Annotated in this window: 15 protein-coding genes and 9 tRNA genes; 15 read left to right on the forward strand and 9 right to left on the reverse strand. The window is 41.5% G+C overall.

Annotated elements, in window-relative coordinates; all coding sequences use genetic code 11:
* Positions 1-244: 244 nt before the first annotated feature.
* The 3 genes from ACMUMQ_RS07395 to ACMUMQ_RS07405 are packed head-to-tail and all read left to right on the forward strand — an operon-like array spanning position 245 to position 5,694.
* Positions 245-3,247: a chemotaxis protein CheB gene (locus tag ACMUMQ_RS07395; protein WP_414681359.1), complete on the forward strand. Its 3,003-nt coding sequence runs from the start codon at positions 245-247 to the stop codon at positions 3,245-3,247.
* A gap of 32 nt (positions 3,248-3,279) precedes the next feature.
* Positions 3,280-5,274 carry a sensor domain-containing protein gene (locus ACMUMQ_RS07400; RefSeq protein WP_414681360.1) on the forward strand — a complete coding sequence of 665 codons (1,995 nt, stop codon included), beginning with the start codon at positions 3,280-3,282 and terminating at the stop codon, positions 5,272-5,274.
* A gap of 21 nt (positions 5,275-5,295) precedes the next feature.
* On the forward strand, positions 5,296-5,694 hold the full coding sequence (locus tag ACMUMQ_RS07405; protein ID WP_414681361.1) for a response regulator: 399 nt from the start codon (positions 5,296-5,298) through the stop codon (positions 5,692-5,694).
* 87 nt (positions 5,695-5,781) lie between these two features.
* On the opposite strand, the gene ACMUMQ_RS07410 is transcribed toward ACMUMQ_RS07405, so the two are convergent.
* From ACMUMQ_RS07410 to ACMUMQ_RS07420, 3 genes are all read right to left on the reverse strand, one after another.
* Positions 5,782-6,168, reverse strand: a complete 387-nt coding sequence (locus ACMUMQ_RS07410) for an Hpt domain-containing protein (protein ID WP_414681362.1) — start codon at positions 6,166-6,168, stop codon at positions 5,782-5,784.
* A gap of 255 nt (positions 6,169-6,423) precedes the next feature.
* The gene (locus ACMUMQ_RS07415; protein ID WP_414681363.1) at positions 6,424-7,911 is read right to left on the reverse strand and encodes a mannitol dehydrogenase family protein; all 1,488 of its coding nucleotides are present in this window, start codon (positions 7,909-7,911) and stop codon (positions 6,424-6,426) included.
* Positions 7,912-7,928: 17 nt separating this feature from the next.
* The gene (locus tag ACMUMQ_RS07420) at positions 7,929-9,632 is read right to left on the reverse strand and encodes a purine-cytosine permease family protein (RefSeq protein WP_414681364.1); all 1,704 of its coding nucleotides are present in this window, start codon (positions 9,630-9,632) and stop codon (positions 7,929-7,931) included.
* A 668-nt stretch (positions 9,633-10,300) separates the two neighbouring features.
* Here ACMUMQ_RS07420 and ACMUMQ_RS07425 point away from each other — a divergent pair.
* The 3 genes from ACMUMQ_RS07425 to ppnN all read left to right on the forward strand — a co-directional run bounded on the left by ACMUMQ_RS07425 (position 10,301) and on the right by ppnN (position 13,717).
* On the forward strand, positions 10,301-10,966 hold the full coding sequence (locus ACMUMQ_RS07425; protein ID WP_414681365.1) for a glutathione S-transferase: 666 nt from the start codon (positions 10,301-10,303) through the stop codon (positions 10,964-10,966).
* 84 nt (positions 10,967-11,050) lie between these two features.
* Positions 11,051-12,196, forward strand: a complete 1,146-nt coding sequence (gene zapE, locus ACMUMQ_RS07430) for a cell division protein ZapE (protein WP_414681366.1) — start codon at positions 11,051-11,053, stop codon at positions 12,194-12,196.
* Positions 12,197-12,343: 147 nt separating this feature from the next.
* Positions 12,344-13,717: a nucleotide 5'-monophosphate nucleosidase PpnN gene (gene ppnN, locus ACMUMQ_RS07435; RefSeq protein ID WP_414681367.1), complete on the forward strand. Its 1,374-nt coding sequence runs from the start codon at positions 12,344-12,346 to the stop codon at positions 13,715-13,717.
* A gap of 60 nt (positions 13,718-13,777) precedes the next feature.
* Here ppnN and glsB read toward each other — a convergent pair whose 3' ends face one another.
* Both glsB and nudC read right to left on the reverse strand, forming a co-directional pair.
* The gene (glsB, locus tag ACMUMQ_RS07440) at positions 13,778-14,689 is read right to left on the reverse strand and encodes a glutaminase B (protein WP_414681368.1); all 912 of its coding nucleotides are present in this window, start codon (positions 14,687-14,689) and stop codon (positions 13,778-13,780) included.
* Positions 14,690-14,764: 75 nt separating this feature from the next.
* A complete protein-coding gene (nudC, locus tag ACMUMQ_RS07445) occupies positions 14,765-15,568 on the reverse strand; it encodes an NAD(+) diphosphatase (protein WP_414681369.1) in 804 nt (267 codons plus the stop codon).
* Between the two features lie 169 nt (positions 15,569-15,737).
* On the opposite strand from nudC, the gene ACMUMQ_RS07450 reads away from it, so the two are divergent.
* The 9 genes from ACMUMQ_RS07450 (at position 15,738) to ACMUMQ_RS07490 (ending at position 17,633) form a co-directional block, all read left to right on the forward strand.
* Complete coding sequence (locus tag ACMUMQ_RS07450) at positions 15,738-16,802, forward strand: polysaccharide deacetylase family protein (RefSeq protein WP_414681370.1); 1,065 nt, start codon at positions 15,738-15,740, stop codon at positions 16,800-16,802.
* A gap of 62 nt (positions 16,803-16,864) precedes the next feature.
* A tRNA-Ser gene (locus ACMUMQ_RS07455) sits at positions 16,865-16,955 on the forward strand.
* A gap of 42 nt (positions 16,956-16,997) precedes the next feature.
* Positions 16,998-17,073: transfer RNA gene (locus ACMUMQ_RS07460), tRNA-Asn, on the forward strand.
* 1 nt (position 17,074) lies between these two features.
* Positions 17,075-17,151 (forward strand) — tRNA-Pro (locus tag ACMUMQ_RS07465).
* A gap of 24 nt (positions 17,152-17,175) precedes the next feature.
* A tRNA-His gene (locus tag ACMUMQ_RS07470) sits at positions 17,176-17,251 on the forward strand.
* Positions 17,252-17,265: 14 nt separating this feature from the next.
* Positions 17,266-17,341 (forward strand) — tRNA-Lys (locus tag ACMUMQ_RS07475).
* Between the two features lie 35 nt (positions 17,342-17,376).
* Positions 17,377-17,452 (forward strand) — tRNA-Asn (locus tag ACMUMQ_RS07480).
* Between the two features lies 1 nt (position 17,453).
* A tRNA-Pro gene (locus ACMUMQ_RS07485) sits at positions 17,454-17,530 on the forward strand.
* Positions 17,531-17,557: 27 nt separating this feature from the next.
* Positions 17,558-17,633: transfer RNA gene (locus tag ACMUMQ_RS07490), tRNA-Lys, on the forward strand.
* A gap of 459 nt (positions 17,634-18,092) precedes the next feature.
* Here the strand turns inward: ACMUMQ_RS07490 and ACMUMQ_RS07495 are convergent.
* The 4 genes from ACMUMQ_RS07495 to zapB all read right to left on the reverse strand — a co-directional run bounded on the left by ACMUMQ_RS07495 (position 18,093) and on the right by zapB (position 20,095).
* Positions 18,093-18,176: transfer RNA gene (locus tag ACMUMQ_RS07495), tRNA-Tyr, on the reverse strand.
* 51 nt (positions 18,177-18,227) lie between these two features.
* Positions 18,228-19,190: a ProQ/FINO family protein gene (locus tag ACMUMQ_RS07500; RefSeq protein ID WP_414681371.1), complete on the reverse strand. Its 963-nt coding sequence runs from the start codon at positions 19,188-19,190 to the stop codon at positions 18,228-18,230.
* A 198-nt stretch (positions 19,191-19,388) separates the two neighbouring features.
* Entirely contained in the window at positions 19,389-19,868 is a 480-nt protein-coding gene (locus ACMUMQ_RS07505; protein ID WP_414681372.1) for a hypothetical protein, read from the reverse strand.
* Positions 19,865-20,095: a cell division protein ZapB gene (gene zapB / locus ACMUMQ_RS07510; protein WP_414681373.1), complete on the reverse strand. Its 231-nt coding sequence runs from the start codon at positions 20,093-20,095 to the stop codon at positions 19,865-19,867. Before zapB ends, ACMUMQ_RS07505 begins: the two co-directional genes overlap by 4 nt.
* Positions 20,096-20,146 lie beyond the last annotated feature (51 nt).

Genomic DNA, 20,146 nt, shown 5'->3' on the forward strand with positions numbered 1-20,146 from the left:
TCAAAGCGGTATTGTGGAACTAATAAAGATTTCTCGTTTTTTTATATTAGCAATATTTATAACGGTATAAGATTGTTGCTTTGTGTTTTTCGTTTTCCACTCTGAGAGCAGGCCTGCATCATGCAATTGGATCGACAATGAGTGGTTAAGACGCTTTATCTTTACTTGTTTTCTTTACCTATGGGTTCGTCGCGGTAAATTTGGTTGAACACCTTTTTATATTAATTAGCAAATGGTTAGCATTATGTCAGAGACCGCAAATTCAAATGATACTTTAGTTATCACTCGCCCAGCCCTTACTGTTGTTGGTGTAGGGGCAAGTGCTGGTGGGTTGGAGGCGTTACAGTCAATGCTTTCTAATTTACCGACGGACACCAATATGGCTTTTGTTGTCGCACAACATTTATCGCCTTCTTATAAAAGTATGATGGTGGATTTGTTAGAAAAGGCCTGCACTATTCCAATTACAAGTGCAGTAGATAATGAAGTGTTAGAGCCAAACCACGTCTATATTTGTCCACCCAATTACAATATTGAAATTGTCAGCGGCGATTGCATAAGTTTGATTAGCTACCCTGAAGCTCGCCGTACGCCTCGTCCATCAGTCGATATGCTGTTTGAATCCATTGCATTCGTAAAAGGTGAAAGTGCCATTGGTATTGTGCTGTCGGGTACGGGAACAGATGGCAGCAGAGGAATTCGAGCAATCAAAGGGGAGAACGGTTTCGGCATTGTTCAAGACCCTAAAGATGCAAAATACGATGGCATGCCAAATTCTGCGATTAACTCAGGTAATGTGGATCTGATTGTCCAATCCACTGAAATAGGTACTGAATTAAAGAATATCATGCACTTTCCTCGACGCCGCTCGGTGGACAATGCAAATGAAATTTCTCGCGAAACGTACAATGGCATTATTAATATCTTGAAAAAGCAGTGTAAGGTGGATTTTACGCTGTATAAAGAAAACACCATTGTGCGACGTATTGACCGTCGTATGACTTCGTTAAGAATCCATGATACAGCAGCTTATCTTGAGCATTTGAAAAAGAATTCAGACGAAGTCCATTTGCTGTTTAATGACATGTTGATCGGTGTAACGTCATTTTTTCGAGACGCGAGAGCCTTTGATCGTTTGGATAAAGAGCTATCAAATTACATCCGCAATAGAGAAAGCAAAGAGCTACGCATTTGGAGTGTAGGTTGTTCTACCGGTGAAGAAGCTTATTCGATCGCTATCATCCTAAGTCAGATTTTAGGAGACAAAATAGACGAGTATAAAATTCAGATTTTTGCGACAGACATTGATAAGCACGCCATTGAATTTGCTCGTAATGCCATCTATCCAGAATCTGCCTTACAAAACTTGCCGAAAGCCATCCGCGATAAATTCTTTATTGTGAATGACGACCAATTTGAAGTGGTTAAATCGATCAAATCACACGTTATTTTTTCTGTGCATGACATCAACAATGATCCGCCATTTTTACGTCTTGATCTGATTACATGTCGAAATCTAATGATTTACTTTACTGTCGAGTTGCAACGTCAAATATTGCCAACTTTCCATTATGCCTTGAATCCTAAAGGGATTTTAATGCTTGGGCAGTCAGAGTCGATTGGTGTATTTCAGGAACAATATCGCCCGCTATCGAAAACCAGCAAAATCTATGAAGCCTTATATGTAGGTAAGCAATTACCACCTGAGCGTAAGTCTAATAGCATTAAGAAGCGAGCGACTGATTATGTTGAGGCTCAAACTACGGTCAGAGAAAGCCCAAGACGCACTAAATTAAATGAAGAGTTTTCCAATATTATCGCGAAAACCTTGAAGCAATATGTGCTGCCTAATGCGATGTTGGTGAACGAAAATCAGGATATTATTTTCACTGAAGGTGAGAACAAATTATTGGTGAGACCATCTGGTTTGCCAACAAATAACATCTTTAAAAACTTACACCCTCAATTGTCTGTTGATCTACGAAGTGCATTTCATCAGTTGCACAGTGGCAAAGAAATGGCTGATACCGGATTCCAATCTTTTAGTTTGGACGGTAAAGAAGTATGGGTGAAGTTGATCCTTCTCTCGATTCAAAGAGAAGGGCCGATTGGTTCATTGATCTTAATCTTCTCTCAAATTGAAGAACCTGTGAACATTCCTGTTTTACCTAAGGGAGATCAGGAAATCACCAATCAAGCGGTATTGGTAGAACAGCAAAGACAATTGTTCAAAACAAAAGAGCAGTTACAGAATGTCATTGAAGAGTTAGAAACCTCCAATGAAGAAATGCAGTCGATGAACGAAGAACTGCAAAGCTCCAATGAAGAGCTACAAAGCTCAAATGAAGAATTAGAAACAACAAACGAAGAGCTTCAGTCCACTAATGAAGAATTGCAAACCGCCTATGCTGAGCTTCGTATGGCTTACGAAGAAAGGGAGCATCAGCGTACGGAATTAGAAGACCTTCGAAATAATTTACAGCACAGTAACTCTTTATTAGAAGACGCTGAAAAAACCGCAAAAATGGGTTCTTGGTTATGGGATATACCTTCTAGAAAGATTGAATGGAGTAAAGGTTGTTACGCTTTGTTTGGCCTTGATAGCAATGTTTTCCATCCATCCTATGAAGCTTTTATTGGTTTAGCTCAAGATCATTATCGTGCGCTTCTAGAAGAGCAATTAACCAACCTGCTACACAATAAAGCAAACCAGCCTTTTATTTTCGAAGCTTACGACGTCAATAAGAATACGATCATTATTTCTTTGGAGGCTGTTGTTTCATTCAATGACCTTAAACAGGCAGAGAAAGTAATGGGTACCATGAAAGATATAACAGGTACTGTATTGGCTGAACGTGAGCAGGCTGTCTACAAAGATAAAATTAATTATATTTTGAACAGCAGTTTGAATGCCGCCTGTGTGATTAATTTGGCCGATATGAGTGTGGAATATGTGAATGCAGAGTTCCACAAATTGTTTGGCTACTCTTTGGATAGTTTGTCTCAGCTTACGGAAAAAGGCTTCTATCAATTAGTCGCTGAAGACGACAAAGATGTGTTGGCAGAGATTGTCAGCAAGGTGTCTGATTCTAAACCAGGTCAAGCAATCCCTGGTTCTTATCAGCTTGTTACCATGGAGGATAGTTTGGTTCCTGTTTATGCAAACCATACTATTTATGAGGTCGATGAAGCCAGCTTGGCAGCCAGTAAAATATTGATCACTATGTTCTCTTCCCAGCCTAAATAGGCACGATGTAGACTGGGGAAATAGGTAACTCTATGCTCGATTATTTAGCAATACCTTGTATTGTGACTACCGGCGCGTTTCAGATCGTTGAAGTGAATGAAACCGCTAGAAAAGTGTTTGGCGCCAACTTGTTGGATGCTCGCCTTGCTCATAGACCAAAGTTACTGACGCACCTTATTGTGTCGGATTTATCCGCTTTTTATTACTGGGTCGAGTCAGATGATCCTCATAAAACGGCGTTTTTAATTGAGTTACAGACAGAGAAAGGGGTTCAGAAGTTTCAGGTAAACCATAGTCAACATACTGTGGATTCTGAACCTCGTTTTTTCTTCAGCTTTTCTACTGTTACCTATGAAATGGAAACAGGCCTGCAGAGTGAAATGTATCGAAACGCCTTTGAACGTTCTAATAAAAGCCTTTATGTAACCGATGCAAATGGCCGTATTTTATTGGTCAATCCTAGTTTTACGCATTTCTTTGGCTTAGATTTAACGTCAGTCAAAGGGAAAAAAGACGACATTCTTTATTATCGGGAAGATCAGCTGACTCATAGAAACGCGATTGAGCGGTTAATTCACGATGTCGATCGTATAACCGAGCGTATGCATTGTGTCACTTCGTATAAAGACCTCGGTCCTGTCATCTGTAATGTTAATATCGTAATGGCAGGAGAGGGCGAATCTCGCACTTTCATGCATTTCATCGAAGATATTTCCCATCAAGTTGCCACCGAAGAAAGCATGCACAGCGCAGCTTATCAAGATCCGTTAACCAAGTTGCCTAATCGACACAGTTTTAACGTCCGTTTTCATGAATGGTTTACGGAAGCTCAACGAACAGGGGATTCCCTTAACGTCTTCTTTATTGATTTAGACAGATTCAAATTTGTTAATGATGAGTATGGTCACGAATATGGTGATCTTCTATTGATTCATGTTGCTGAGCGACTCAAGAAAAGCTGTAAAGAGCGTGACTTTGTGGCGCGTCTTGCTGGTGATGAGTTTGTTGTTCTAGTGCAAGATAATCAAACCAGATCTAATTTAGAGGTCATTGCACAGAGAATATTGTTTGAATTATCCAAACCTTTTGAATTGAACGAGATTGTCTATAGTTGTACTTGTTGTATTGGTATTGCTCAATATCCTAATGATGCGATGTCGCAGTCGGACCTACTACATGCAGCTGACAGCGCCATGTATTTGGCAAAAGGCTCAGGTCGTAACGATTATGCGTTTTATAACTACGAAATGCAGAAAGAAGTGACTCATCATGATCACCGGATGAAAGAGATTGAGCATGCGATAGAAAACAATCTTATTCGTCTGTACTTTCAGCCTATTCACGATTTAAAAACAGGGGAAGTGGTGTCTTTTGAAGCGCTGCCTCGTTACATAGATGAAAGTGGCGAAGTGCATTCTGATGAATACTTTATGCCCTATATTGAAAACGACCCACTGATTTATAAGTTAGGCGTTGGTCATATTAGGGTATTGAAGCAGTTTGTTAGCATGTTAAAACACCACGGTGTTCAGCTGCCAATGCACATAAATTTGTCTTCTTATCAGCTCAAAGACAAAAGTATCGTGGCGGAGCTAGAAAAGTTAGCTACCTTCTCGCCGGAGATTGTTCGTCTACTTCGACTGGAAGTGATCGAAACCATGTTGGAGAATTCAGACAAAGTTGCTCGAAATTTAGATCACCTAAACAGTTTAGGATACCGATTGTCTTTAGATGATTTTGGGACAGGGCACTCTTCCATTTATAGCCTTAAGAAAGTGAAATTTGAGACGGTAAAAATCGACCGAGTTTTCACTCAAGATATAGATGTTGCAGGCGATCAAGGCGCTGAGTATTTGAATGCCGTGATTGCATTGGTTCGAAACCTTAACAAAACCATCATTTGTAATGGCGTCGATAACCAGAAACAAGCCTCGTATCTACTAGAGCAAGGTTGCCAATATGGGCAAGGCGCTTTTTTCTCTGAGCCCTTATCAAAGAGCCAAGTTTTGAGATATTTGAACGCGTAAAATTATGGAGAATAGAGCAGTATGTCAAACAAGTTAGCGAAGGTTCTTATTGTTGATGACGAGTTAACTTCAATCGAAGTGATGCGTTGTTTGTTAGAAACCAATGTGGAGATTAAGACCGCCGAAACGGCTCATGATGCCTTGAATATATTGGCTTCAGAAAGCTTTGACTTAATCCTTTTGGATGTTGATTTGCCTGATATGTCGGGCTTTGATCTTTGTCGTAAGCTTAAGGATGATGAGCAGACTAAACAGACGCCAGTTATTTTCATTTCAGGGTACAAAGATTTAATTTTTGAAATGCAGGCATATGAAGCTGGTGGCGCAGATTACTTGTGTAAGCCTGTGAATTTGATTCGTTTACTTATGCGGATTAACGTCACGTTGGACATTAAATTGCCGATTCCAAAAATTAAATAATGGACGAGTAATCAATCGGTGCTCATAAGTCTGATTTGTATGCTGAAATCAGATTAAAGAGTGCGGATATGATGCTCTGTTTTATGCTTATGTCAGCCGTTTTAAAGTCGCGATGACTTTTTTCAGCTCATCGAAAAGCCTTTCTATGTTCACCTCTTCATTCTGATGAACTCTCTTCTCATACTCTTCGCAGTGTTGACTAAGAGCCAACGCGCCGACGTTGCCGCTCGCACTTTTCAGGTTGTGGACGAAAGCATTTTTCTCTTTTTCAGAAAGTTGTTTTGCCTCGGATAACTTGCGCTGAAACTCGGTAGTAAAACACTCGGCAACCTGTAAATAAGCTTGCTTCCCTAGGTAAGCGTAAACCGTCTCATCTAGGTTATAACCTTCCATGTGATTAAGTTCGTCAGGCTCAATGGTACTGCTTTTACCTTCAAATACTCGATAGCAGAACTGCTTTATGGCGTGAAACATGATCATCCTGTTTTTGAACGGCTGGTAACACCTAGACTTCAATAAATAGAAGCTTTCGACGGAAGCTCTTTTTCGTCTTAAATATACGTCTTTCAGGTAAGCTAACACGTAGTTGCTACTATATGCACATGAAATAAAAGTTCGGAGAGGCAGGTTTTTCGTCTTATCTCTTTCTTTTATTCCCATAAAAAAGCCCGATAGACTCATTTTTTAGATGAGTTTATCGGGCTTTTTAATAGCCGTTGTTACTTGAGGCTATTTGATAATTTCTTGCATTAAGACAGCAATGTCTGGGTTTGCGTAAAGCGCATCAAGCTGGCGAGTGTATTCACTTGTGAATGCATCCGTTTGAGCCAATTCACCAAAGATGTCATCAAGTTTCAGGAAGGACAGTTTGTCTTTCGCTGTGTTTGCTGCTGCTTCGTGTAATTCCGCTTTCATTGCATCGACGATGTCGAGCGCGACGCCATTTTTGTCTGTGCCTTTGTCTGAGTAATAACACCAAGCCGCGATGACCAAAGCGGCGTATTTTACGCTACCGCCTTTTGTAAGGTTTTCTGCGATGGTTGGAATTAAGAAAGTCGGCAATTTTGCTGAGCTTTCTAGGCAAATGCGCGCTAGGTTATCTTTCACATTTGGGTTACCAAAACGTGTGATTAGCGTGCTTTTGTACTCTTCCAAGTCAATGCCTTCAACTGGCGCTAGAACCGGAGTCGCTTCAACGTCCATGAATTGACGTAAGTAAGTTGCGAACAATGGATCCGCGATACAGCCGTCAATTGTTTGGTGACCGTGAATGGAACCTAACAAACCTAAAACAGAGTGACCTGCGTTTAGAAGACGAATCTTCATGGTTTCGTAAGGCGTTACGTCAGGCACAAATTGCGCGCCAACACTTTCCCATTTTGGGCGACCATTTGAGAATGTGTCTTCAATGACCCATTGGTGGAATGGTTCGCAAACGACAGGCCAAGCATCATCGACACCGGCGTCTTTTAATGTTGCGATATCAGCTGGCGTTGTGACTGGCGTAATGCGGTCTACCATGGCATTCGGGAAGCGAACTTCTGCTTCGATCCACGTTGCTAAGTCAGAATCCTGTTTACGAGCAAATGCCAATAGCATTTTGCGTGTCATGTCACCGTTGTGCTGGATGTTGTCGCAAGACTGAACGGTAAAAGCTGGCAAACCTGCATCACGACGTTTTTTCAGTGCAGCAGTCAAGTAACCGAATACCATTTTTGGTGTAGCTGGATTGGCTAGATCGTGCTGAACGTCAGGATGATCAAAGTCGAATTCATTGGTCACAGGGTTAAAGTGGTAACCACCTTCTGTGATCGTCAATGAGACTATTTTGGTTTCTTCGTTCGCCATTTTATTAATCACAGCAGAAGAATCATCGCTTGCCAGCATGAAATCAATGATTGAACCAATCACTCGATTTTCTATTTGTCCGTCAGGGTGTTTGACGATCAAGGTATAAAGATAATCTTGCTGTTTAAGAACATCACCGATTTTACGGTCAGCTTCACGTAAGCCAACGCCGCAAATGCCCCATTCTGTTGATTGGGTGTTTGCTAAAAGCTCATCTGTGTAATAAGCCTCGTGAGATCGGTGAAATCCACCTACGCCAATGTGCACTATTCCAGCCTTGAGTTTGCTTCTGTCGTACGTCGGACGAACGAAAGACTCTGGCAAGTGCGGTAGGTTACTTTGATTCAATGCTATGAATGTTGTCATCATGATTCTCGAATGATTAATTACGCTTGTAGCGCTTTTTTCCGACGCAATACCCAATAAGCCGCTACGAAGTAGACGACAGTACAGATAAAGCCATAAAAATAGAAAGTGTCACGGTTTTCTAAATACGCTGCCATGTCAGCACTGCTAAACATGGTGATAGAAGCAAGAGTTAAGGTGACACCTAAGCTCAACCAAGCAATGACTTTTAGTGCCGTAGACAATAGAGAATTGTCTTCTACTATTGGGCTTTCTTCTTTTGCTTGTTGCTCATGGAAAGCGGCAACCAGTTTGTTGTGCTCTGCCATTTCTGCTTTTTCTTCTGGGTACTTTTTGTCTGCGCCATAGCGTTTTGCAAGCAAGGTATAAACGACAATAGTCACAACCCATGTCGGTAAGAATAGGTAGTAAAATGAGATCACATCAAGCGCGTTTAAACCAAAGCCAAACACGAGACCAATCGCCCAAGACGCAACCGCTGGCGTGCTGTGAGTCAGCTTTTGGTAACTAACCCAGTAACGGCTGAAGCCAATTCTTGGGAAGATAACGTGTTCTGCAAAAACGATTGCACCAACAGGAACAACCAACAAACCAGCGTAAGTTAGTAGTGGCAAAATCTTACTGAAAACGAATGGGAAACACGCCACGATGACAGTTACGACACCAACAGCAAGGGTTGTTTGTCTTCTTGAGTAACGGTGGAAAATGCCTTGAGCAGCCAAGCCAGCGCGATACAAGTTCGCGTTCGCGGTTGTCCAACCTGCAATGATGACAATAACGAAACCAGATAGACCTAATGCTTGGAAAGCCACATCGCCTGGATCAAGCTCGATGATGGATTTTTTAACCAAAACAGCGGTACCTGCACCCATAATGCCGGCAGAGATCCAAGCAATAAAGTGACCGAAAAGCATACCTGAGCTAGTAGAAAGGCCGTAAATTGGCTTTTTCGCGTAACGTAACAACGCCATATCGATAAGACCGAAGTGGGTGATTGTGTTTGCAGCCCAAGCGAAACCGATTACTTCAAGCAGACCAATTCCGGGTTCACCCTGAGCATTGATGCCAGTCCAAATTGACTGGTCGCCTATAGTGATAAAGTCTTTGAAGCTGTGTAGTGATGTCGTACCAAGAACTGAGTCGGCAAGTGCAGGCATCATGACAAGTGCGCCAGAACCGAACATCACAAATAACCAAGGGCCACAAATACCAGAAAACTCAGAAACGGCTTTAAATCCGTACATGGCAACAAATACCACGACGATACCAACAGCAAGTACAACTAGGACAAACCAAGGGTCTGTTGGGAACCAGTTTAACTGAGCGGGAATGTTGAATAAGTACCTGACAGCGGTACTGGAGACCGTGATCATGGCGGCGGATATGACGGTAAATATCACCACGTTAGCCCAGTTATAGAGCTTGGTCATGGATTTACCCGCAATTTTATCTAAGTAAGTGTAAAGGCTTAGACGTGTTTGAGTGGCGATAGGCGCAGTGATCAGCGTCCAACTTAAAATCGCCAAAATATTACCGATTAAAAGACCGAGTAATATATCCATTGTCTTTGCGCCCAGCGCAACAAAAGTTGCACCGATAACAAATTCTGTTGCGGCAACATGCTCGCCTGCATATAGGCCTAGGAAATGCTTCCAGCCATGACGTTTATGTTTTGCTATTGGCAGCTGTTCTTCGCTGACATTCTCTAGTTGTTTGAAATTCATCTTGCTATCTCATTATTTTTTTTGCCAAAGGTTTATTGATAGAAATCCATTCTAGGCAACATCGAAAATTGCGTATTCTTCAGTCATTGACCCAAACAAACTCGATGTATGAGGTAATGCTGAAAAGAGTATTGCTGTTTTGCAGTGCAGAGGCGTTTGGTTGGAAGTGAAATCATGGAATTTGAAACATACAAAATAGAGGGTTTATTTATATAAACTCACTGATTTAATGTTCCTGTTTCTTATGAAATCAGTTCCCAGCTTCGCAGAACGCATATAAAACAAGCAGCAAAAATGTTTAATTATTTTTACATCAAGATAGTCAATAGGTATCAGTAATTATTTTCTGATAGTTAAATTGGCTCTAATATAAAATAGCGCTGAACTATATCAGCCCTTTTTTCGTAGTGATACTGGTACATTGGGTAAAGAGTGCGGCAAAATGTGCAAATATTGTGAACTTAGTCTTTATTTGTATTGACTTGATTGGTTATGATACTTTTTTGCTATTTATTGGCTGTGCAACAAACAGATATGTTTTCTTTTGTTAGTTACGGTGTATTGTTTGTGAGTAGTCAAAGTGTTGCTGACTTTTGAGAAGCTTGTCTTGTGTTTTGTTCTATGAGCTTTAACCTGTTACCAAGGTAGTGAATACAAGGGAGCCCCTTATGATTAAAGTTCATCATTTAGAAAACTCACGTTCTCAGCGCATCTTATGGTTGTTAGAAGAGCTTGAGTTGGATTATGAAGTAATAGAATACAAACGTGATCCAGAAACAGCTTCTGGCCCTGAATCACTAAAAGCGGTTCATCCTTTGGGCAAGTCCCCCGTTATTACTGATGGCGAACTTACGGTTGCAGAATCCGGTGCGATTATCGAATACCTATTAGACAGATACGATACGGAAAAGCGTTTAAGGCCTACAGAAGGACAAGCTTTATTGGATTATCGTTATTGGCTGCATTTCGCGGAAGGCTCTTTAATGCCGCTTCTCGTCATGAAGTTGGTTATGATGAAAGTGCCTCAAAATCCCATGCCTTTTTTCATTAAGCCGATTGCCAAAATGATCACAGGCAAAGTCCAAGAGAAATTCATTAACCCGCGAATTGAGCCTCAGATGAGTTTTATTGAGGAAACCTTAAATCAGCAAACCTGGTTTGCAGGTGACAAATTAACCGCAGCCGATATTCAAATGAGCTTCCCTTTGCAAGCAGCAAGCACTCGAATGAATCTGACAAAGTTCCCAAATATAAGTCGCTTCTTGAAACAGGTAGAAAAAGAACCTTCCTATCAAAAAGCCATTAAGAAAGGGGGCGTGTTTACGACTTTGTAGACACGTTTCGGTTTCCCTTTATTATCTAACGGTTACAATTTAGGTCCTTTTTCTTTTTATACTTAAAGCGTGTAATTGAGTGTTATGGCCTTTCCTTTATCCCCATTAGAAACCTATCAAAGCAAGCTGGATCAACAAGAGGTGATTTTTGATGAAAGTCAGCAGCTTGCTCTGTTGGCATTAGAGCGCATCTATCAACAATTACATGAAGCAAAATCTACCTCAATGACAATGTCTGAAAATATCAAAGGCGTTTACATGTGGGGCGATGTTGGTCGTGGTAAGACATTTTTAATAGATCTTTTCTTTTCCTGTTTGCCTGAATCAGTTGGTTTGAGATTGCATTTTCATCATTTTATGGCACGCCTTCATCAAGAGTTGAATCTATCGTTTGGGCAGGTTAATCCATTAAAAGGTATTGCTAAAAAATTGGCTTCTGAATGCCGTGTGTTGTGCTTTGATGAGTTTTTTGTGTCTGACATTGGTGACGCTATGTTGTTAGGCGGTTTAACTGAGGCCTTGTTTGAAGAAGGTGTTGTGTTGGTAGCAACATCGAATATTGCCATTAAGGATTTGTTTCAGAACCAACTGCAAAAGCAACGCTTCGAAGTTCCGATTGCGTTGTTGCAAACGAATTTGGAAGGCATTCACCTAAACGGTCAAGCCGATCATAGGTTACGCCATATAGGTTCGACAGATATTTACTTTGTCTCCGACGAGCAAGAAATGCAGGTCTTATTTGGTCAAATCGCAACGGGCGAGGTCTCTTCGTTAGCATTACAGGTTTGTCGTCGAGCCATTAAGACTAAGGCGGTTGCTCAGAATATCGCATGGTTTGACTTTTATGCTTTGTGTGATGGCCCTCGATCTGCGTTGGATTATATAGAGTTAGCAAAAAGGTTTGCCATTATTATGGTGACAGGTATTCCCGAGCTAAGCAGTGAACCGTTCGAGCACATCAAAGCTCGGGGGACAGAAGATGGCGCAATAGGCTCTGGGCAAACAGGAGAGCGAGCGGTTTCTTTAGGGATTAATGACGATGCTGTGCGGCGATTTATCAGTTTGGTTGATGAATGCTACGACCACAAAGTACTTTTGTTATTAAGTGCTGATGTGCCTTTGGAGCAGCTTTATTTGAATGGCACTTTATTATTTGAATTTCGTCGAACTTTCAGTCGCTTAATTGAAATGAAGTCATCGTATTATCAAAGGTTACGACTCAGGCAATAGGCTAAATAATTGATTTTATTCTGAGTCTTTTTTCCATGTCTTATAAGCCTGCACTTGATAAATACGCAGCTAGCAACCAATATGATAGATGAGAATGAAAAAACAATTCCCTTAGAAACCAATGAAATAATAGTAAGGAGGGCGATCATGCAGTATGAAGATCGCGTTGATGCGTTAGTGGCACCTAAGGGTGCTTTGGAAATGTTGTCCCATGATGAAATTACTCGTTTGTCAGAAGAAACAGGTGAGTTACATGATTTATTTCATCGTTGTGCTTTGGCTATTTTGAATTGCGGTAGTGACTCTGACGATCCACAGGCCGTGATGGATGAATTTAAAGATTTTGATATTCAAGTGATTCAACAGGAGCGCGGCGTTAAGCTGCAGCTGAAGAATGCTCCTGGCAGTGCGTTTGTTGACGGTAAGATGATCAGCAGTGTTCGAGAAATGCTGTTTAGTGTGTTGCGTGACATTATTTTTACCCAGCATGAATACAATCTCGCGAGCAACTTGAAGGGCGCAAGCTCGGATAAATTAACCAATGTCGTGTTCGAGTTATTACGCAATGCAGATGTGTTTCGTCGTATTCAAAACCCTGACATGATTGTTTGTTGGGGCGGGCATTCAATCGCACGTCATGAATATGATTACACCAAAAAAGTGGGTCATGAGTTAGGTCTCCGCGAATTAAATATTTGTACTGGCTGCGGCCCTGGTGCAATGAAAGGGCCAATGAAAGGTGCTGCGATTGCTCATGCTAAGCAACGGATTAAAAATGGCATTTACTTAGGGCTAACTGAGCCAGGCATTATTGCTGCTGAGTCGCCTAATCCAATTGTGAATCAGCTGGTCATTATGCCGGATATTGAAAAGCGCCTTGAGGCTTTTGTTCGTGCTGGTCATGGCATTGTTGTATTCCCTGGTGGTGCGGGCACAGCAGAAGAGATTCTTTATATATTGGGGATTTTATTACACCCTAAAAATGCTGATGTGCCTTACCCTTTGGTGTTTACCGGCCCGAAAGAAAGTGCAGATTATTTCGAACAAATTCATGCTTTTATTGGTGATGTGTTAGGTACGGAAGCGCAGAGCAAATATCGCATTATTATCGAAGATGAAGTGGAAGTAGCTCGAGTAATGAAACAGGGGATGGAAGAGGTGCGTCAGTATCGTAAAGCGCATCAAGATGCTTTTTATTACAACTGGAAGTTGCATATTCCAGAGGAGTTTCAGCATCCGTTTGAGCCTACTCATGAAAATGTTCGCGAGCTGAACCTTCATTTTGGTCAAGAAACGCATTTATTAGCGGCTGATTTGCGTCGTGCTTTTTCGTCTATCGTGGCGGGGAATGTGAAAGCGCAGGGAGTGGCTCATATTAAAGAGTTTGGCCCATTTGAAATTCATGGTGATAAGGCTTTACTGGCAAAGCTTGATTCTCTGTTAGAAGCCTTTGTTGATCAGCAGCGCATGAAGCTTCCGGGAAGCGCATATGTGCCGTGTTATAAAGTCATCACTGAATAATGTGAATTGATAAAACGTGAAAGGCCTCATCATGAGGCCTTTTTTATTTATCGTGGTTTTTTAACCAAAAACAGACCAGCCAATACTCTCAGATAGGGCTTCTAAGGCCGCCATTCCTGCTAATGAGTTTCCTGATTTATTGAGTTCAGGAGACCATACACAGACAGAGAAGCGATTAGGAACAATAGCGATAATGCCGCCACCAACGCCGCTTTTACCAGGTAATCCGACTCGGAACGCAAAGTTGCCCGCTTCATCGTATAGTCCGCTGGTGGCTAGTAAACCATTGACTTGAGTGGTTTCCTTTGCGGTTAAAACTTGCTCGTCATTGTGCCTTGAGTAGCCTTTGTTAGATAAAAAGCTGAATGCCTTGGCAAGGTCAATGCAGTTCATTTGCATGGCGCAATTGTCAAAGTAGTTATGCAATACGTCTTCTACATCGTTTTCGAAATTGCCAAACGCTTTCATTAAATAAGCCATCGAAGCATTTCGAGCGCGGAATTCGTATTCTGATGAGGAAACAATTTTGTCAGAATGTAGGTTCGGGTTGTCCGCTAGCCGACGAATAAACTCTCTCATTGCGTAATGTGGAGAAGCAAAGCGAGATTGATTCATATCACTGACGACAAGTGCTCCTGCATTAATGAAGGGGTTTCTGGGGATACCTGCTTCGTATTCTAGTTGTACTAAGGAATTGAAGGGGTTACCGGATGGCTCTCGCCCAACACGTTCCCACATGGTTTCACCATAATGTTTCATGGCAAGCGTTAAGCTGAAAACTTTAGAGATACTTTGGATAGAGAAGTCGGTATGAGCTTGCCCCGCATGATATGTTGTGCCGTCATTTCCGTACACAGCAATACCAAATTGGTTTGGGTTGACGTTTGCCAGAGCAGGAATGTAGTCAGCGACTTTACCTTGTCCTATTAGCGGTCGTACTTTTTGTTCTATTGATGCTAGTAACTCGTTCACATAGTTCTCATTAAGGTAATATAAATAAGCCAGATCATATAAAAAAATATTGAATAGTCTAATAAAGTTGAGCGACTATTTTTGTTCTTTTATGTGCTTTATATGGTTCAGGATGAGTTGTCCTGAAATCGTCACGCTATTGGGAATATGAGGTAGGTTATCAATAGGATACCAATCGGCCTCATCTATTTCGCCCGGAGCTGGAGTGATTTCTCCGCTTGCGTAATCGGCAAAAAAACCAACCATAAGTTGATGTGGAAAAGACCAAGGCTGGCTGCTCGCATAACGTATGTTTTTTACTTCAATTCCAACTTCTTCTCGTATTTCACGAGCAACGGCTTGTTCCAATGTTTCGCCGGCTTCAACAAAGCCTGCAATGTTACTGAATTTTCCTTTTGGTGCATGCAGACCACGGGCAAGTAAGACTTGATTGTCTTTTCGAATCGAAATAATCACACAGGGAGAGATGCGTGGGTAATGACGAAGATTACATGACGGGCATATCTTGGTGTGTTCCTTTTCGTGTTTTTCTTCCATAGCTGTGCCGCATCGGCCGCAGAATTGGTGATCTCTATCCCAAGTCGATAATTGATGCGCTCTGCTGAGCAAAATGTAGCTGTCTTGGTCTTGGAGGAAAAGCAGCTCCCTCAGATCCATTTCTTTAAAGCCTTTTGGAACAGACTTAAAACGGCAAACGAAGATGTTTTGCCCATGCCATTGGCCGCAATATACTGCGTTCATATTGGCGTTGGGCTGAAAGTGAGTAAAAGGAATTAAAAATTGATTATCTTGCTCAACCAGAACTTGATTTCGATGCAATAAAATATAAAGGGCATCTTGATTAGGAAGAGGGTGAGTCTGAGTGCCAATTTCTAACATGTTGTTACTCTGTTTGCGTCCAAAAGAATTACGCTAACGCGATCGCTTACGAGACGCAATATTCAAATAGATTTAATTTTAGATGAGACCGCTTTAGAGCTTCTAATCTGGCTATCGACTTAGTTAGTCGCGTAGAATGAGCACAAATATTAAACAAAGAGGAAGGGGTATGTTATCTAAGGTTCGCTACGGAATTGTGATGGGGGCGTTGAGTGCTAGTCTTTTGGCGCAGGCTCAAGATTATTTGCCTATTCTCCAATACCACCATGTGAGTGCTACGACGCCTAGATCAACTTCTCTTACGGAAGCTGAATTTACCGAACACATGAATTATTTAGAAAGTGCCGGATTCGAAGTTGTGGATCTCCGTACTGCTTTAGACAAGCTGAAGTTGGGGGAAGCTTTGCCTGATAAGGCGGTGGCAATTACTTTTGATGATTCCTATCGTGATATTTATAGCGGAGCCTTTCCTATTCTATCTGAACGTGATTACCCATTTACGGTATTCATTAATAGCGAGCCTGTTGAAGCGCTGCGTGGTAATGCTTTGACGTGGGAGCAAATGAAAGAGATGGAGCAAGCTGGTGGCGTGTTTGCAAATCATACAATTAATCACCCTTATATGTTGCGTAAAGAAGAAGGGGAGTCTGATGACGCTTGGTTGTCTCGAATGGAAAATGAAGTGGACTATGTAGAAGACTTATTGACTAAAGAGCTTGGACATTCACCAAAGATGCTAGCGTATCCCTATGGTGAGTCTAATATTACCCTTCGCAATATGTTGAAAGAGAGAGAGATTTTGGCATTTGGTCAACAGTCTGGTGTGGTAAGTGCGGATTCCGATTTTCAGAACCTTCCTCGTTTTCCTGCGTCCGGTGCTTATGCAAAGTTATCTACTCTAAAAACGAAACTTAATTCGAAGCCAATGCCACTTATCTCTGAGAAGACTGGAGGTGATTTCGCAACGGACAAGCCTGTTTCTATTAGTTTAACCTTTAAACAAGGTAAATATCGTTTAAAAGACTTGGCGTGCTATGTGTCAGGTCAAGGTAAGGCGACATTAGAGTGGGTGTCTGATACGGAAGTGGTTGCTACGGCAAGTAAGGCATTTAATACAGGTCGTGGTCGTATTAACTGCACTATGCCGGATAATTCTGGTCGCCAATATTACTGGTATTCCAATGTTTGGATACGCGCTTCGGCCGAACAAGGCTATATAAGTGAAAAAAGTTAATTTTTTTACAAAAAAATGTTGCACTGAAATTTCAAATCAGTAATATACACCTCGCTCGCAACGGAGGGGTGGCAGAGCGGTTTAATGCACCAGTCTTGAAAACTGGCGTAGGTTAATAGCCTACCGAGAGTTCGAATCTCTCCTCCTCCGCCATCTTCCTTAAAGGAAGTGTGTTGCGAACAAGATAAAATTAGTTCCTCGATAGCTCAGTTGGTAGAGCAAATGACTGTTAATCATTGGGTCACTGGTTCGAGTCCAGTTCGAGGAGCCATCGGAGTATAGCGCAGTCTGGTAGCGCGCCTGCTTTGGGAGCAGGATGTCGGGGGTTCGAATCCCTCTACTCCGACCATTTTTTTATCGTCACCTTGTAATGGTGGGCGTAGCTCAGTTGGTAGAGCTCCGGATTGTGATTCCGGCGGTCGTGGGTTCAAGCCCCATCGTCCACCCCATTACTCTGATAGTTGGGTCGTTAGCTCAGTTGGTAGAGCAGTTGACTTTTAATCAATTGGTCACTGGTTCGAATCCAGTACGACCCACCACTATCCAATGCTAAAATTCTGCATTTCTGATTAATTCCTCGATAGCTCAGTTGGTAGAGCAAATGACTGTTAATCATTGGGTCACTGGTTCGAGTCCAGTTCGAGGAGCCATCGGAGTATAGCGCAGTCTGGTAGCGCGCCTGCTTTGGGAGCAGGATGTCGGGGGTTCGAATCCCTCTACTCCGACCATCAGTGTTGTTAGTATTGTCTTTGAGCGGGTCGTTAGCTCAGTTGGTAGAGCAGTTGACTTTTAATCAATTGGTCACTGGTTCGAATCCAGTACGACCCACCATTCTTAGTAATTCCTTATTTTTCTTCTTGCAATTTTTTCACTAAATTTTAATTTCTGCTATCTGCTATCTGCTATCTGCTATCTGCTATCTGCTATCTGCTATCTGCTATCTGCTATCTGCTATCTGCTATCTGCTATCTGCTATCTGCTATCTGCTATCTGCTATCTGCTATCATTTGTTTGTCTTGAGGTTTTCTGCTTGTGTTTGCTTGTGTAGGGTTTGATATGGTGCTGCTGGCGTGTGTTTGGTTTTTTGATGGGTGTTGTTTTGGGTTGGTTGTGTCTTGCGTGGGTTTTATGGGCGTGATAGTGCTTGAGTGATATGGATGTGTTTTTGGTGTGAGTGAGTGGTAGCTTGGCTTGTATTGAGCGTAAGTGATTTTTGTAGTGTTTAGTTGAAGTGTTTTTTTATCTTAGATGTGATGCGATAAGTGATTGTTTCTACAAGAAAAGTAGAAATGGTGGAGGGAGGTGGATTCGAACCACCGAAACTTTCGTGGCAGATTTACAATCTGCTCCCTTTGGCCACTCGGGAACCCCTCCACAGCAGCGCGGCATATATTATATGCCGCGCTAAGATATGTAAACAAATTTTTATGATTTATTTAGTAATTTTTCCAACTTCGCTTTCATGCGCTCTTCTGGAGAAAGATTGTCATAAAGATCATCTTGGCGAGGTGTGTTTGTAGGCTTGCTGTTCTGCTTAGCCCTGGTTTGATTTTTTAGCTTGGGTTTTCTTCGTTGTTGTGTGTTTTTTTCGCGATCAGGTCTGTCTGATGTCTTTGTGTTTTTTGTTTTAGGCTTTGTTGGGCTCATTGATTTGGGTAAGGCTGGCTCATCGTTAATAGCAATTCCTTCTAAATCGACTCTTGGTTGACCTGACAGTAAACATTTTTTGTATCTGTCTGAGCGAGTGTATGCAGCTAGGGCGCGCTTTTGTTTGCTGGCATTAAAGTCGTCATCTAGAACCATGTCTTGGTCTATGCCGACTTTAAGAGGCTTTGGCTGATTCCAGTCGAACGCTTTTGGGTAGCGATCTTCAAGCATCTTAATGAGGCGGCGATTATTTCGTTGGTTTTTTTGGCGCTTTTTTTGCTCTGGTGTCAACGTTGCTGTCTCTGTTGAGGTGTTACTGGCATTTTGTGTACTTGAATGGTTTTTATTTGTTACTGTGTCTTCTGGTGAGTTTTGAGGCTCAGGCTGTTGTATGCTCATATCATTAATCTGTTCTGTGGTTGTGGTTGTGGTTGTGGTGCCGCTGTTATCTATATCAGCGTGCTCGTCTAATAAATCAAAATGTAGCTGATGTTCAACTGCTTTTTGTTGTTGATTGATAGGTGAAGAGTTGTCTAGGAGTCCAAGAGAATCGGTTATATAGCGCTGTACCTGGTCTTCTGGTTGTTGATCTACCATATGTTGTAGTAAATCCATTGAGGCGCTGCATTCCATAGGAAGGTGATGCTCTTCTTTTAGTTTTGATATTTCTTTTTGGGCATTCTCTAGTTGATTTGTTAACCAGTTAACTTTTGCCTCAAGTTTAGCTATAAGTTGTTCCATAAAGTACAAGGCTCAGTTTGATGTTGGTGTTAGTGGAATGGTTGGTGTTTTTTTGTTTATGCCAACCATTTCATTTAGCTGAATCTTGTTTGGTGTGATGATCTTTAGTTCGTTATTGTTGTGCCACCATGCATAACAGCTATAGAAGGCTGAAATTGATAAGGTGGTGATTAAATAAAATATTGTTTTCATATTTGTTTAAAAAGTGAGTCCGGCACCGATCATGACGTGGTTATCATACTTTGCATCTGAACTGTTTAAGATTTTCATATATACGTCTAAGCGAGAGGTGTTGGAGATAGCTATTCGAAAACCAGCCTCTGGGTAATAGACTGTTCCCTCTAGAAAGGATAGCCCGCCGCCTATAAATGACCATGCAGTTAGCCCAGAGAATGATTGAAAAATTGGGGTGGCACTATAGTATCGTGATCCTACTGTAACTCCGCTTTCGAAGTCCTCCCCTATGACAAATGCGAATCCGCCATAAACAGAGATGTTTGTAGGCATTGTGTATTCCATGTAAGAGTTGATGATGGATGTCACATTTTCATTGCCGTTACTATTGGGGCGAGTTGCTGTTGACTCATAGTTGAGTAAGGTTGCTATTTGTCCTTCTGGTATCTCTGCGAAGGCGTTTATACTTAGTAACATTAAGATTGCAAACCATAATTTTTTCATTGTTTGTTATCCATTTGATTCAAACGATTAAGCATTTGAGAAAGAGATGATTCCCAATTTGATTGTTGTTGCTTTATTTGATTTAAAGTGTTTAGGGTGTCGTTTTTTTCTTCGGTAAGTTCGTAGTTTTGCACTTCTAATTCTGAAACTTTTGCTCTTAAAGAGCTAATTTCTTCTATTGCTTCATTAATGCGTTGTTCTAAGTGTTGAAGTAGATTATTGTTCATTGGCCTTTCCTAAAAAATAAGAGCAGTTAAATAATATAATAGCTAAGTAGT

The sequence above is a fragment of the Marinomonas algae genome (assembly GCF_047525555.1).
Taxonomy (GTDB): domain Bacteria; phylum Pseudomonadota; class Gammaproteobacteria; order Pseudomonadales; family Marinomonadaceae; genus Marinomonas.